This is a genomic window from Labrenzia sp. THAF187b (assembly GCF_009363375.1).
GTDB lineage: Bacteria > Pseudomonadota > Alphaproteobacteria > Rhizobiales > Stappiaceae > Roseibium > Roseibium algicola.
This window is the reverse complement of sequence record NZ_CP045344.1, coordinates 5352450-5365962: the sequence shown is the minus strand read 5'-3', so window position 1 is coordinate 5365962 and position 13513 is coordinate 5352450. Positions and strand designations below refer to the sequence as shown.

14 protein-coding genes are annotated in these 13513 nt (G+C 59.6%); 13 read left to right on the top strand and 1 reads right to left on the bottom strand.

Annotated elements, in window-relative coordinates; translation table 11 throughout:
• Positions 1-112: 112 nt before the first annotated feature.
• From FIV03_RS24665 to ugpC, 13 genes are all read left to right on the top strand, one after another.
• Positions 113-1249: an ABC transporter substrate-binding protein gene (locus FIV03_RS24665; RefSeq protein ID WP_152511334.1), complete on the top strand. Its 1137-nt coding sequence runs from the start codon at positions 113-115 to the stop codon at positions 1247-1249.
• Positions 1250-1306: 57 nt separating this feature from the next.
• Positions 1307-2227 (top strand): branched-chain amino acid ABC transporter permease, encoded by a 921-nt coding sequence (locus FIV03_RS24660; RefSeq protein ID WP_022997654.1) that lies wholly within the window; start codon positions 1307-1309, stop codon positions 2225-2227.
• Positions 2224-3207: a branched-chain amino acid ABC transporter permease gene (locus FIV03_RS24655; protein WP_022997653.1), complete on the top strand. Its 984-nt coding sequence runs from the start codon at positions 2224-2226 to the stop codon at positions 3205-3207. Before FIV03_RS24660 ends, FIV03_RS24655 begins: the two co-directional genes overlap by 4 nt.
• Positions 3200-3949 carry an ABC transporter ATP-binding protein gene (locus FIV03_RS24650; protein WP_152511333.1) on the top strand — a complete coding sequence of 250 codons (750 nt, stop codon included), beginning with the start codon at positions 3200-3202 and terminating at the stop codon, positions 3947-3949. The genes FIV03_RS24655 and FIV03_RS24650 overlap by 8 nt, the downstream gene beginning before the upstream one ends.
• On the top strand, positions 3946-4635 hold the full coding sequence (locus FIV03_RS24645) for an ABC transporter ATP-binding protein (RefSeq protein WP_152511332.1): 690 nt from the start codon (positions 3946-3948) through the stop codon (positions 4633-4635). Before FIV03_RS24650 ends, FIV03_RS24645 begins: the two co-directional genes overlap by 4 nt.
• A 3-nt stretch (positions 4636-4638) precedes the next feature.
• Complete coding sequence (locus FIV03_RS24640; RefSeq protein ID WP_152511331.1) at positions 4639-5040, top strand: thioesterase family protein; 402 nt, start codon at positions 4639-4641, stop codon at positions 5038-5040.
• 100 nt (positions 5041-5140) lie between these two features.
• Positions 5141-5536 carry a RidA family protein gene (locus tag FIV03_RS24635; RefSeq protein WP_022997649.1) on the top strand — a complete coding sequence of 132 codons (396 nt, stop codon included), beginning with the start codon at positions 5141-5143 and terminating at the stop codon, positions 5534-5536.
• A 403-nt stretch (positions 5537-5939) separates the two neighbouring features.
• Positions 5940-6698 (top strand): FCD domain-containing protein, encoded by a 759-nt coding sequence (locus FIV03_RS24630; RefSeq protein WP_022997647.1) that lies wholly within the window; start codon positions 5940-5942, stop codon positions 6696-6698.
• Positions 6691-7854 (top strand): aminotransferase class I/II-fold pyridoxal phosphate-dependent enzyme, encoded by a 1164-nt coding sequence (locus FIV03_RS24625; protein ID WP_075284477.1) that lies wholly within the window; start codon positions 6691-6693, stop codon positions 7852-7854. Before FIV03_RS24630 ends, FIV03_RS24625 begins: the two co-directional genes overlap by 8 nt.
• A gap of 44 nt (positions 7855-7898) precedes the next feature.
• Positions 7899-9155 carry a sugar ABC transporter substrate-binding protein gene (locus FIV03_RS24620; protein WP_152511330.1) on the top strand — a complete coding sequence of 419 codons (1257 nt, stop codon included), beginning with the start codon at positions 7899-7901 and terminating at the stop codon, positions 9153-9155.
• A gap of 65 nt (positions 9156-9220) precedes the next feature.
• A complete protein-coding gene (locus tag FIV03_RS24615; protein WP_228148102.1) occupies positions 9221-10084 on the top strand; it encodes a sugar ABC transporter permease in 864 nt (287 codons plus the stop codon).
• A 9-nt stretch (positions 10085-10093) separates the two neighbouring features.
• Positions 10094-10936 carry a carbohydrate ABC transporter permease gene (locus FIV03_RS24610; RefSeq protein ID WP_152511329.1) on the top strand — a complete coding sequence of 281 codons (843 nt, stop codon included), beginning with the start codon at positions 10094-10096 and terminating at the stop codon, positions 10934-10936.
• Positions 10937-10948: 12 nt separating this feature from the next.
• Positions 10949-12010, top strand: coding sequence for a sn-glycerol-3-phosphate ABC transporter ATP-binding protein UgpC (gene ugpC, locus FIV03_RS24605; protein WP_152511328.1), 1062 nt, complete (start codon positions 10949-10951; stop codon positions 12008-12010).
• 57 nt (positions 12011-12067) lie between these two features.
• On the opposite strand, the gene FIV03_RS24600 is transcribed toward ugpC, so the two are convergent.
• Positions 12068-13480 carry a metallophosphoesterase gene (locus tag FIV03_RS24600; RefSeq protein ID WP_152511327.1) on the bottom strand — a complete coding sequence of 471 codons (1413 nt, stop codon included), beginning with the start codon at positions 13478-13480 and terminating at the stop codon, positions 12068-12070.
• Positions 13481-13513 lie beyond the last annotated feature (33 nt).

Sequence of the window (13513 nt, the reverse complement as noted above, 5' to 3'; positions counted from 1 at the left end):
GGACACTAAAACGACAAGCCCCTTGCTGACCGTGCCGCAAAAACGAAGCACGGCGGTCCAAACTAAAAAACCGAATGGGAATAGCAGGTCACAAGACCAAGAGGAGCAGCATATGAAATTTGTAACAATGGCGGCCGCAGCCGCTCTCGCACTCGGCCTTTCCAGCGCCAACGCGGAACCGGTGAAGGTCGGCATGATTACCACGCTGTCTGGTGGTGGTGCAGGCCTTGGCATCGATGTGCGCGACGGTTTCATGCTGGCTGTTAAACAGGCCGGCAACACGGATCTGGAAGTGGTAATCGAGGATGATCAGCAGAAGCCGGACATCGCCGTGCAGCTGGCCGACAAGATGATCCAGTCGGAAAAGGTGGACGTCCTGACCGGTATCATCTGGTCGAACCTCGCGATGGCCGTGGTGCCGTCCGCAACCGCGCAGGGCAAGTTCTACCTGTCGCCGAACGCAGGCCCGTCCGCACTGGCCGGCAAGGGCTGCCACCCGAACTATTTCAACGTCGCCTGGCAGAACGACAACCTGCATGAAGCTGCCGGCGCCTATGCCAATTTCGAAGGCCTGAAGAACAGCTTCCTGCTTGCGCCGAACTACCCGGCCGGCAAGGACGCGCTGACCGGCTACAAGCGCATGTACAAGGGCGAGTTCGCGGGCGAAATCTACACCAAGCTGGGTCAGACCGACTACGCGGCTGAAATCGCGCAGATCCGTGCTTCCGGTGCAGACAGTGTCTATTTCTTCCTGCCGGGCGGCATGGGGATCTCCTTCCTGAAGCAGTACAAGGATTCCGGTGTCGACCTGCCGGTAATCGGACCTGCTTTCTCCTTTGATCAGGGCATTCTGCAGGCTGTTGGCGATGCGGCGCTCGGCGTCAAGAACACCAGCCAGTGGAGCAAGGACATCGACGCCCCGGCCAACAAGGCCTTTGTTGAGAGCTTCCAGGCCGAGTACGGCCGCCTGCCGTCGCTTTACGCTTCGCAGGGCTTTGATACCGCCAACCTGCTGCTGTCGGCCATGGCCAAGGCTGACGTGAAGGACGCCGACGCTTTCCGCACGGCGCTGGAAGAAGCTGATTTCGCTTCCACCCGTGGCGGCTTCAAGTTCGGCCCGAACCATCACCCGATCCAGGACATCTACGTCCGCGAAGTCATCAAGGAAGGTGACGTCTACACCAACAAGATCATCGGCAAGGCTTTGACCAGCCATGCGGATGCCTACTGGTCCGAGTGCAACATGTAAGGTATTGACCCAAAAGCCGGTGCGGGAAACCGCGCCGGCCAAAGGGGCGGGGTACTCATGTCACTGATATTGCTCATAGAGCAGGTTCTGAACGGCCTGCAATTCGGCATCATGCTGTTTCTGATGGCCGCCGGGCTGACCTTGATCTTCGGCGTCATGGGTTTGATCAACCTTGCCCATGGTTCGCTTTACATGATCGGGGCGTTCTGCGCGGCGGCTGTTGCGGCTGCAACCGGATCGTTTCTGCTGGGCCTCGTGGCGGCACTTGCCGGTGCTGCCATCGCGGGCGCCTTGGTCGAGTTGGTGGTCATCCGCCGGCTTTACGCCAAGGATCATCTGGATCAGGTGCTGGCGACATTTGCGCTGATCCTGATCTTCTCCGAAGGAACGCGCTGGATCTTCGGTTCCTTTCCGCTGTTTCTCGACGTGCCGGAATTCCTGTCCGGTCCGGTCACGTTGCCGGGCGGCATCGAATATCCTCTCTACCGGCTGACGTTGATTGCCGTCGGGCTTGCCGTGGCGCTTGGTCTCTGGATGCTGATTTCCAGAACGCGTCTCGGTGTCCAGATCAGGGCAGGGGAAAATGACCGCGAGATGATCGCGGCCCTCGGCATCGACATTGCGCGGCTCTATACCATCGTTTTCGCGCTTGGCGCTGCTCTGGCAGGTCTTGCCGGCGCCCTGGTCGGTGCCATCCAGTCGGTGCAGGTCGGCATGGGGGAACCGGTGTTGATCCTGGCTTTCGTCGTCATCGTCATCGGCGGCATCGGCTCCATCAAGGGGGCGCTTGTGGGCGCGATCCTGGTCGGACTGACCGATACGCTCGGTGGCATCTTCCTGCCGGAAATCCTGAAGTTGTTCCTCGATCCGTCGACAGCCACGTCCGTCGGATCCTCGCTCGCCTCCATGGCGATCTATATCCTCATGGCTGCGGTGCTGATCCTGCGTCCTGCCGGTCTGTTCGGAGCGCGCGCATGATCCGGGAACGCTATCTCAATGCGCTGACGCTGGCGCTCTTCGTCGCTATCCCGTTCTGGGCGATCTCGGCGGAAGAACCCTTCACCATCACCCTGATGACGCGTGCCGTCGTCTTTGCGATCGCGGCCGTTGGCCTCAACATCGCGCTCGGCCTTGGCGGGCTGGTCAGTCTCGGTCACGCGGTGTTCTTCGGCCTCGGCGGTTATGCCATGGGTATCCTCGCCTACCATGCCCAGAACTATACCGCGCTCACCGAATGGCCGTTCCTGATCGAAGGCACGAAGTCCATGCCGGTGATCTGGCTTGTGGCCGTCGTGGTGTCTTCCCTGGCTGCGCTGGTGATCGGGATCCTGTCCTTGAGAACGGCAGGGGTCTACTTCATCATGATCACGCTGGCCTTTGGTCAGATGTTCTTCTTCTTTGCCATTTCCTGGGCGGAATATGGCGGAGAGGACGGACTGTCGATCTATGTCCGCAACGGGTTTCCGGGGCTCAATACGCTGGACCCAATCCAGTTCTACGGGCTTTGCCTGGGGCTTTTGTGCCTTGTGCTGCTGTTTGCATGGCGGCTGTCGGGGTCTCCCTTTGGCCTTGCTCTCAATGCTGCCCGGCAGGTTCCCGTTCGTGTGGAGACTGCGGGTCTGGACCCGGTGCGGCTGAAGCTCGTTGCCTTCGTTGTTTCCGGCGCCATCACGGGTCTCGCGGGAGCATTGTTTGCCGACCTGAACCGCTTCGTCAGTCCGACGATGTTCAGCTGGCAGACCAGTGGCGAGATCATGATCTTCATCATCATCGGTGGCGTCGGCCGGCTTTTCGGGCCTGTGGTCGGCGCGCTGGTCTTCGTCGCGCTGGAGCATTGGCTCGGAGCCTTGAGCGACTTCTGGCACATCTATCTGGGGCTGTTGCTTCTGGTCATCGTGCTCTTCGGCAAGGGCGGTGTGATCGGCATGATTTGCGGACGGGAGGCTGTTCATGACTGATGCTGTCCTGCAAACAAACGGCATTTCCAAGAGCTTTGGCGCCTTGCGAGCCAGCCGTGACATTTCCATCGACCTGAAGCCTGGAGAGATCCACGCGATCATCGGTCCCAATGGTGCGGGCAAGTCCACCCTGATCGGGCAGATTTGCGGAACCCTGCGGCCTGATGCCGGGTCGGTTCGCCTGCTGGGCAGGGATGTCACGCATCAGCCGACACGCGCCCGTGCCCGTGCCGGCCTTGGGCGAACCTTCCAGATCTCCTCGCTGGCCATGGAAGACACGGTTCTCCAGAACGTTCTGCTCGGGGCACTGGGCGCCAGCGGCCGGCCCTGGAGGTTCTTCTCCAACGTGACCAGGGACACCTCCTTGCGTGAAACCGCCGAGGAAGCGCTCGACCGTGTCGGTCTGTTGGACCAGGCACGCATGCGTACTGCGGAGCTTAGTCACGGTCAGCGCCGTCAACTGGAAGTGGCCGTTGCGCTGACGCAGAAACCAAAGGCACTTGTCATGGATGAACCCATGGCAGGCATGGGCTCTGAAGGCTCCAAGCTGCTTACCGGTTTTCTCGATCAGCTCCGGCACGAAGCGCCGATCCTTCTCGTCGAACACGACATGGACGCGGTCTTTTCGCTGGCAGACCGTATCAGTGTGCTGGTGTACGGCGAGGTGATCGCCACCGGCACGGTCGATGAAATCCGATCCAACGCCGCCGTCAAGGAAGCTTACCTGGGAGACGAAGCATGAGCAGTCTTCTGACACTGTCCAACGTGACGGCCTCCTATGGCGCCAGCCAGGCACTTTTCGGCGTGGATCTGGAAATCGGCGAGGGCGAAGTGCTGGCACTGCTCGGCCGCAACGGCATGGGCAAGTCGACCACAGTCAAATGCATTTGCCGGATGCTCTCCGCGCAAGGCTCGCTAACATTTGCCGGTCATGACCTTGCCCGCCTGCCGAGCCACAAGGCTGCCAGGTTGGGACTGGGCCTTGTTCCGGAAGGCCGTCGCTGTTTCAGCACCTTGAGCGTTCAGGAAAACCTGATCGCGGCGGCACGGCGCGGCGACTGGACCTTCGAACGCGTCATCGGCATGTTTCCGCGGCTTGGTGAACGGCGCGGCCAGCGAGCGGGTTCGCTGTCGGGTGGCGAACAGCAGATGCTTGCTATTGGCCGAGCCCTGATGACCAACCCGAAGCTGCTGATTCTGGACGAAGCGACCGAAGGCCTGGCCCCTGTCATCCGCCAGGAAATCTGGGCGGTAGTCCGTCAGCTGAAGGCGGATACGGGGCTCGCGATCCTCGTCATCGACAAGTCGATCAAGGAACTGCGCCAGGTTTGCGACCGGGCGACGATCCTGGAACGCGGCACATCCGTCTGGACTGGCGGCATTGATGCCCTGACCGACGACGTCACTGCCAAGTATATCGGGGTTTAAGTGATGTTCCGGTTCGAGCAATCCATCTTGTTCAAGCATTGCGATCCGGCGGGAATTGTCTTCTATCCCCGCTATTTCGAGATGATGAACGATTGTGTCGAAGCCTTTTTCGACAAGGTCGTCGAATGGCCGTTCAAGGACATTCACAAGGTGGGAGCCGTACCGACTGCGGAAATCCGCACGCGTTTCATGGCTCCGAGCAAACTAGGCGATCTTCTGGTGCTCGGCTTGAACGTGACCAAGGTTGGCCGGACCAGTTGCGGCATCGCAATCAGCGCGCAATGCGATGGCGAGGTGCGCTTCCAGACCGAACTGACCATCGTCAACGTGGACAGCAGTGGCAAACCGGAGCCATGGCCGGAACAGGTAAAACAACGATTTCTGGACCAGTCGGCACTCGCTTGAGCGCCCACCGGTTCAACAGGTAGGGAGCGATCAGCCTTGAGAGTTCAATCCAGTCGGATTGATTTTCAGCTGATCCGGAAGACAAGGAAAGTCAGGATCAATGACGGTCAAAAGCATTCAACCCGACGGCTGGGCCCCGGCAAAAGGCTATGCAAACGGCATGTTGACGGAGGGCAAGACGCTCCATATCGGCGGCCAGATCGGCTGGAACAAGGACCAGGTCTTTGAAACCAGTGACTTCGTCGGCCAGATGGAACAGACGCTTGCCAACATTGTGGCCATTGTCGAGGCTGCCGGTGGAGCCGTGACCGACATCGCTCGCCTGACATGGTTCATTACAGACAAACGCGAATATCTTGCCCGGCAGAGAGAAGTCGGTGAAGCCTACCGCAGGGTGATGGGGCGGCACTTCCCGGCCATGTCGGTCGTCGTGGTGGCCGGGCTCATCGAGGACGATGCATTGATCGAGATCGAGGCAACCGCCCAGGTCGGCTGACCGGCAGAGAATATTTCTGTTGCGCTATCTATAGCCCGGCACCTCGTGCCGGGCTTTTGTTTACAGCCTCCGCGACAGGCCGTCTCCGGGACAATCTCCCACCTCGATTTCGTCTTCCCGTACGAAGCGTAGCGCAGACCCTGGATCGGGGAAGCTGAGGCCTGTCGATAGGAGGCGGGCCACCGCCGTCGCCAGCGGCTCCCCGATCCCGGCTCGCGCGTTGCTTGGCCGGGATGACGATGGTGAGTGTGATTGTTGTGAGAGGCGTGGAGCTGCGGTGGCTGATGTTCTTCGCGAGATTATAAATTCACTCAATAAAACAATTGTTTAAACGGGATAGCGCTTTGACTGAAAATTATGTCAGACAAAGTGTTTACAATGTCAGACAAAGTGGTAACGTGAGATGGCAAACAAAGAAGGTCGACATCTGTCCATGCCGGAAAATGCACAACAGCCGAAACCGGAAACGGGGTCTGCAGCAGCGAGTGAGCCGCGGGATGTGCCGCGAGCCCTGATCAGCCTCATCGAGCAGGAAGGCCTCAAGATCGGAGATCGTCTGCCGCCGGAACTGGAGCTTGTGCGCCGTCTCGGCTTTGGCAGGTCGACCATTCGCGAGACGCTCAAGACCTGGGAAAGCATGGGTGTCGTCAGCCGCAACAAAGGAGCCGGCACAAGGCTCATCGCGGAAATATCAACCAATACACTGCGCGTGGCCCTCACCATCAAACATGAAGCCGAGAGCCTGTTGCGAATGCAGCAGGTTCGACGGCCTCTGGAAATCGAGTCGGTGCGTATCGCAACGAGATCCGCAACGCCGGAACAGCGCCGCATCATCAATGCCCGGGCGGCGGAACTGATGGCTGTGTTCGAAGCCGGTGAAGACTGGCGCCCGGCCGACCACCGGTTTCACAACGCCGTTCACGATGCGACCGGCAATCCCCTGTTCAGACAGTTCATCGAACAGATCCAGAAAGCCTTTCACGACATTTACGAAACACCGTTCGGCAAGCCGCATCTCGGCCAAGACACCATCCCGCTGCACCGCCCGCTTGCCGACGCGATCATCGCCGGTGACGAGGACAAGGCAGCGGAACTGACCGAGATGATCATCGACATGGTCTGCGCCGAAACCCAGAAAATTTCAGAGGAACACGATGGCTGACGCTGTGCCGGGTGGATATTCGATCGAGACGCTGCTGGCGGCTGCTGCCGAGACAGGGGGGGCTGTGGCGCCGCCGATCGTGCAGACGTCTCTCTTCACCTTCGACAACTACAAGGCTTTCGAAGACCGAATGGCGGGCCGCTCCAACGAGCCGCTTTACACACGGGTTCAGAACCCCACTGTGGCTGCCTTTGAAAAGCTGATGGCCCAGGCGGAAGAGGGCGAAGCTGCTGTCGGTTTTGCGTCCGGCATGGCAGCGGTCTCCTCCACCGTTCTTGCCTTCGTCAAGCCGGGTGACCGCATTGCCTGCATCGAACATGTTTATCCGGACGCGTATCGCCTGTTCGAGCGTATGCTGCGCCCGTTTGGCGTCGGGGTTACCTATCATTCAATTGAGGAGTTCCAGTCGGATCCGGATCTGCTCAAGGGCGTGAAGCTCGCCTATCTGGAAAGCCCGACCTCCGTCGTCTTCAAGACGCTGGATCTCGGAGTTGTCGCCTCACATGCCAAAAAGCACGGCACGATCACCGTTATCGACAACTCCTGGGCAACACCGCTTTTCCAGCGTCCACTGACCCTCGGCATCGACATCGTTCTGCATTCTGCCTCCAAGTACCTGTCCGGCCATTCCGACACGGTTGCCGGTGTGGTGGTGGCACGCCAGGACCTGATCGACCGGATCCGGGACCTGACCCTGCCGTTGCTCGGCGGCAAGCTTGCGCCATTCGAGGCTTTCCTGCTGACCCGGGGACTGCGCACCCTCGGCCCGCGCATGCGCCAGCATCAGGCGACCGCGAACCTGTTTGTTGACCGGCTGGCGAGCCACCCGCATGTCAGCGCGGTGCATTCGCCCGGTCCGAACATCGTGCCCGGTCTGACTGGCCGCTCGGGCCTGTTGTCCGTTGCGCTGAACGACAACGTCGACATCCCGAACCTTGCCGACAGCCTGAAGCTGTTCCGCCTTGGTGTCAGCTGGGGTGGTTTCGAAAGCCTGATCCTGCCGACACGCATCGGCCTCAACCAGGCCGGTGAGCAGAATTCAATGCAACGCTTTGGCGTATCCGACCGGATCGTACGCCTCAGCCTGGGGTTGGAAGACCCCAACGATCTTTGGGCCGACTTCGAGGCGGCCCTGAGCAAAAGCGCCCGGACATAAGACGGCGCAATTCAAACCAAACCTGAAAGAAGCGGAGTTGAACCATGAGGGGACTGATAGGAGCAATTAGCGCATTGGCGTTTCTGGCAGGCTCGGCAGCGAGCGCGGAAACCCTGAAGCTGGTGGAAGTGATCACCAGCCCGGAGCGCACGGAAGTACTACAGAAGCAAGTGGACGCCTTCGAGGCTGCCAACCCGGGCACGGAAGTTGAAATCGTCTCGCTGCCCTGGGGCCAGGCCTTTGAAAAGCTGGCAACCATGGTGGCCGGTGGCGACATTCCCGATGTCGTTGAAATGCCGGACCGCTGGGCGGGGATCTACAAGGACAGGCTGGTCGATCTGAACGACAAGATCGCCGGTTGGGAATATGGCGGTACGCTGACCCAGAAGACCCTGGACATGGGCCGTCAGACTGACGGCAAGACCGCACGGTTGATCCCTTACGGCTTCTATCTGCGTGCCATGTTCTACAACAAGAAACTGCTGGCCGAAGCCGGTGTCGAAAATCCGCCGAGCACGATGGCGGAATTCATGGATGCGGCCAAGGCCGTTTCCGAACTGGACGGAAAATACGGATATTGTCTCCGGGGCGGACCTGGTGGGCTCAACGGCTGGATCATGATGGCCGCCACCATGAACGGGGACAACACCTTCTTTGACGCGGATGGCAAGAGCACGCTCAACCAGCCGGGTTCCGTCGAAGGCATCCAGTTCCTGATCGACATGTACCAGAAGGGCTATGCCCCGAAGGATTCCGTCAGCTGGGGCTTCAACGAGATCGTGGCCGGCTTCTATTCGGGAACCTGTGCGTTCCTCGATCAGGACCCGGATGCGCTGATCGCGGTTGCCGAGCGTATGGCGCCGGAAGACTTCGCTGTGGTTCCGATGCCTGTCGGTCCGGCCGGCAAGGCCTTCCCGACAATCGGTTTCGCCGGTTGGGCGATGTTCGACACGACCAGCAACGAAGACCTTTCCTGGAAACTGATTGCGCATCTGTCCAGCCCGGAAACCAACAAGGAATGGGCGAAGCGCGTTGGCGTCATTCCGATCCATGAAGGTGCCGAGCAGGATCCGTACTTCAAGACCGAGCAGTTCAAGGGCTGGTTCGACACCCTGAACGGCGACCAGTACATCCCGACGGTCATGCCGACCTATCTGGAGCAGTTCGGTTACTTCGCGGACTCCATCGCCCTGGAATCCAGCCAGGAAGCCCTCCTGGGTGAAATCTCCGCTCAGGAAGTGGCCGACAAATGGGCCGAGTTCCTGACGGAAGAATATGGCCGCTGGAAAGCCGCGCAATGACCACGATCGACACTGCCGTGCCCGGGAAAAAATCCCGGGCTCGGCCCACCTTCTACTTCCGTTACATGGTGGAGCCTTATCTCTACCTGACCCCGGCAATCGTGCTGATTGCCCTGGTGATGCTGGTGCCACTGGTGATCGGCGTTTCCTATGCCTTCCAGGCTGTCAACCTGCTGCGCCCGTTCCAGTCGGGCTGGGTCGGCTTTGCCAACTTCGAGGCCCTGTGGTCTGACCGGAAGTTCTGGCTGGCGCTCACCAACACGTTCTGGTGGACACTCGGGTCGATTTTCTTCCAGTTCTTCCTGGGTCTTGGCCTCGCGATGCTGCTGAACACACAGTTCCACGGCAAGCGCATTGTTCAGGCACTGGTTTTTCTGCCCTGGGCCGTACCGACGTTCCTGTCGGCTCTCACCTGGGCCTGGCTCTTCAACCCGACCATCGGACCACTGCCACACTGGCTGGCTGCTCTCGGAATCCTTTCGGAGCCTTTCAACATCCTGGGTGACAAGGACCTCGCCATGTGGGGACCTGTGACCGCAAACGTCTGGTTCGGCATTCCCTTCTTCGCCATCACGCTGCTGGCTGCGCTGCAGTCCATCCCGGGCGAACTTTACGAGGCTGCGGAAATCGACGGCGCGACCGCCTGGCAGACCTTCACCAAGATCACGCTGCCGTTCCTGGCACCGATGATCGCAATCACCGTCATGCTGAGGACGATCTGGATCGCGAATTTCGCCGATCTCATCTTCGTCATGACCGGCGGCGGACCTGCAAACTCGACGCAGATCCTGTCGACCTACATTTTCACAACAGCCTTCCGGAAACTCGATTTCGGCTATGCCTCCGCAATCGCGGTCGCGCTCCTGGGCCTGCTGCTGATCTATGCGGCAATCCTGCTGGTGCTGCGCCGGAAACTGGTCAAGATCTGAGGTGCTTCGATGAGTGCGCTTCGTAATAGCTCGCCTCTGGCGGTTACTGGAAAATATCTGGCTCTGGGGTTTTACGTCGCCTTTGCGCTTTTCCCGCTCTACTGGCTCGTCAAGATCGCGATCACGCCGGACAAGCTGATCTTCACGGAAGGGACGGCGCTCTTTCCGAGCGAGTTTACCTTCGAGAATTTCCAGACTGTTCTGATCGCAACGGATTTCCTGTCCTATTTCAAGAACAGTGTGATCGTGTCCATTGGCACCGCGGCCATCACCACGGCGATTGCGGCGGCTGCCGGATACGCTTTCTCGCGGTTCGATTTTCGCGGCAAACGGCTGATCATCGCCCTGATGCTGATCACCCAGATGTTTCCGCTTCTGATGATCATTGCCCCGATCTACAAGATCGTTGCGGCGATCGGTCTGCTGAACTCGCTTACCAGCCTGATCATCGTCTACACGGCCTTCAACATTCCCTTCGCCACCTTCCTGATGCAGTCCTTCTTTGACGGCATTCCGAAGGATCTGGAGGAGGCCGGCATGATTGACGGTTGCAGCCGCTTCGAAGCGCTCAGGAAAATCATCCTGCCGCTGACGCTTCCGGGGCTTGGGGCGACGCTAGGGTTCGTCTTTACCGCCGCCTGGAGCGAGCTGCTCTTCGCGCTCATGCTGATCAACTCCAACGACACCATGACCTTCCCCGTCGGGCTTCTGACTTTCGTTTCGAAGTTCTCTGTCGACTGGGGGCAGATGATGGCCGCCGGCGTGCTCGCACTGGTGCCGTCCTGTCTGTTCTTCATCTTCATCCAGCGCTATCTGGTCCAGGGGCTCACCTCTGGCGCCGTCAAAGGGTAGGAGACCCAGACCATGGCTCGTATCGAACTCAAGAACATCGCCAAGGCCTATGGCTCCGTCGAGGTGATGCGCGATATCAATCTCTCCATCGATGATGGCGAATTCATCGTGCTGGTCGGCCCGTCCGGCTGCGGCAAGTCCACGCTGCTGCGCATGATTGCCGGCCTGGAACCGATTTCCGGAGGCGACTTCACGGTAGACGGCAAACGCATGAACGAAGTGCCGCCCCGTGACCGTGACATGGCCATGGTTTTCCAGTCCTATGCGCTTTATCCGCATATGGATGTGGCGCGGAACATGGGCTTCTCGCTGGAAATCCGCAAAGCGGCAAACGAGGAGCGGGTAAACAAGGTGCAGGAAGCTGCCAGGACACTCGGCCTGAGCAATCTGACTGCACGCCTGCCCAAGCAACTTTCAGGCGGACAGCGCCAGCGTGTCGCCATGGGGCGAGCAATCGTCCGTGATCCCAGCGCCTTCCTGTTCGATGAACCGCTTTCCAATCTCGATGCGGCACTGCGTGTCGAAATGCGCCTGGAAATCGCCCGGCTGCACCAGCGTCTGAAGTCGACGATGATCTATGTGACCCACGACCAGGTGGAAGCCCTGACATTGGCTGACAGGATCGTGGTCCTGAATGCGGGCGACATCCAGCAGGTCGGCACGCCGCTGGAGCTGTACGACACCCCTGCCAACAAGTTCGTTGCCCAGTTCATCGGGTCTCCGACCATGAACATCCTCGATATCGAACCGAAGGAAGGTGGCGTTGCGCTGAAGAACGGCGCCAGCCTCGGCCTTGGGTTGAGCAACGGGCAAGCAGCTGCAAGGGAGTTGGGGGTCCGTCCGGAACATCTCAACATCGTCGCCCAGGACGTCGCTCATATTTCCGGAACGGCCGAACTGGTCGAACACCTGGGCTCGGACACCAACATTCACGCAAGTGTGCCGGGTATCGGTCAGGTCCTGGTGCGCGAGCACGGACATTTCGCGCTGAAATCCGGTGATCCGGTCGGCATCGCGCTGGATCTGGACAAGACACATCTGTTCGATGCTGAAGGCCGGCGCCTGGCAGCCTGAGTGCGTGGGGAACTCAACCCCTCGCTTGCTCAGGCTGAGTAAAAGGTACTCGCACGGTCAGTTGCTGCTGCAGAGGCAGGCTTTGTAGGCTTCAGGGCTGGTGGCATCGAGCGCGCAGCCATATGCCTGCCAATTGACAGGATCGATTTCCGGGGTCGCTGATTGGACGGCATAGAGATCGCTGAACCGCTGGCGCAGTGGTTCGTCGTTCTGAAGCGTCTTGGCCAGCGAGGCCCGGCTGGCGGCGGAAAGGTCCGGAACCGCATAGGTGGAGCGGTAGCCATATTCAAGCTGCCAGTCCGGCTTTGCACCGGCGGCGGCAGCTTCGAGGTTCGTCAGATAGAACGTCGCCGAGTCCTTCACCGTGCCGCTGGTCTTGTCGTATAGAAAGACTGCAAAGGCCGGGTTGTTGCCGAAGACAGGGCTGACCGATGCCGTTATCTGGTTCGCAATCAGCGGTTCGCCCGATGCATCGTTGATGACAGTGAAGCCGTCCATATGCGTGTGGCCGGAAAATGTGTAGTCGACGGTGCCCGCATATTTGTACATCAGCTCCAGAAACTCCGTGAGGTAATGCTCTTGCCAGAAGAGATGGATACTTGCCTCACACATCCCCTTGTCTGCATGGCGCGCCGTGTCGCGGGCATCGGCGCCTGGTGGAACATGCATCAGTAGCTGGGCCTTGCGGCCGGCCTGCTGCGTCACGGCAAGCTGCTCATCCAGCCAGGTCATGACGTCCTTTCCGGGATCGCCACCATTGGTATTGCAGGCATCCGAATAGTGTTTTGCCCAGTAGACGTTGCTGAGGGCGATGATGTCCTGATCCGGCACCGTTGGATGGGTAACTTTGTAGAAACCGTCGTGCTTGAACGCCTGGAATCCGCCCGGTTGACGGCTCAGCTTCGCCCACTGCTCGCCGACACCTTCAAGAAATGCACTGTCGGGGGCGAGCTGGTAGTCACCGCAGGCTGAATCCTCGTTGCCCAGAACGCCATAGACCGGGATGTCGCCGAAGGTGTCGCCCAGAAGCTGGGAAACATATTGCGTGGTCTTGATGGCAAACAAGGTCACACCCTGCGGACTGTCGCCCGCTGTCTTCTGGTAGGCGTCATTGAAGTGGTGGCTCAGGTAGTCGCCGGTATAAAGCACGTAGTCGTAGGACATGCCTTGGGCCGCCGCCGCATCCAGGGCGGAGACCATCAGCGAGTAGGTGGCATCATTGCCGTAACTCTTGATGCTTTCGGCAGCCCCCTTGAAAATATCTGTCCACCCGGAGACTGGGCTCTTGTCCAGGGCCGGCACGAGGGCTGGATCACTGAACGGGTCGAAGTGGATGTCGGTGACGATCAGAAACAGACCCTCGTTCGTTCCCGGGTAGAACACCGGTTCCGTGGACTGGGCGCAAACGCCGTCGAGCGTCAAAGTGACGGCTGCGAATGCCGCAAAAGAAAAAGCCAACCTGTCGAACATTCCGGCCCCCTAGCTGTGCCACAAATTCCCTCG

Excerpts from the sequence above, each read along its gene's own strand:
- FIV03_RS24665 (WP_152511334.1), top strand. The coding sequence starts at position 113 with ATGAAATTTGTAACAATGGCGGCCGCAGCCGCTCTCGCACTCGGCCTT.
- FIV03_RS24660 (WP_022997654.1), top strand. The coding sequence starts at position 1,307 with ATGTCACTGATATTGCTCATAGAGCAGGTTCTGAACGGCCTGCAATTC.
- FIV03_RS24655 (WP_022997653.1), top strand. The coding sequence starts at position 2,224 with ATGATCCGGGAACGCTATCTCAATGCGCTGACGCTGGCGCTCTTCGTC.
- FIV03_RS24650 (WP_152511333.1), top strand. The coding sequence starts at position 3,200 with ATGACTGATGCTGTCCTGCAAACAAACGGCATTTCCAAGAGCTTTGGC.
- FIV03_RS24645 (WP_152511332.1), top strand. The coding sequence starts at position 3,946 with ATGAGCAGTCTTCTGACACTGTCCAACGTGACGGCCTCCTATGGCGCC.
- FIV03_RS24640 (WP_152511331.1), top strand. The coding sequence starts at position 4,639 with ATGTTCCGGTTCGAGCAATCCATCTTGTTCAAGCATTGCGATCCGGCG.
- FIV03_RS24635 (WP_022997649.1), top strand. The coding sequence starts at position 5,141 with ATGACGGTCAAAAGCATTCAACCCGACGGCTGGGCCCCGGCAAAAGGC.
- FIV03_RS24630 (WP_022997647.1), top strand. The coding sequence starts at position 5,940 with ATGGCAAACAAAGAAGGTCGACATCTGTCCATGCCGGAAAATGCACAA.
- FIV03_RS24625 (WP_075284477.1), top strand. The coding sequence starts at position 6,691 with ATGGCTGACGCTGTGCCGGGTGGATATTCGATCGAGACGCTGCTGGCG.
- FIV03_RS24620 (WP_152511330.1), top strand. The coding sequence starts at position 7,899 with ATGAGGGGACTGATAGGAGCAATTAGCGCATTGGCGTTTCTGGCAGGC.
- FIV03_RS24615 (WP_228148102.1), top strand. The coding sequence starts at position 9,221 with ATGGTGGAGCCTTATCTCTACCTGACCCCGGCAATCGTGCTGATTGCC.
- FIV03_RS24610 (WP_152511329.1), top strand. The coding sequence starts at position 10,094 with ATGAGTGCGCTTCGTAATAGCTCGCCTCTGGCGGTTACTGGAAAATAT.
- ugpC (WP_152511328.1), top strand. The coding sequence starts at position 10,949 with ATGGCTCGTATCGAACTCAAGAACATCGCCAAGGCCTATGGCTCCGTC.
- FIV03_RS24600 (WP_152511327.1), bottom strand. The coding sequence starts at position 13,480 with ATGTTCGACAGGTTGGCTTTTTCTTTTGCGGCATTCGCAGCCGTCACT.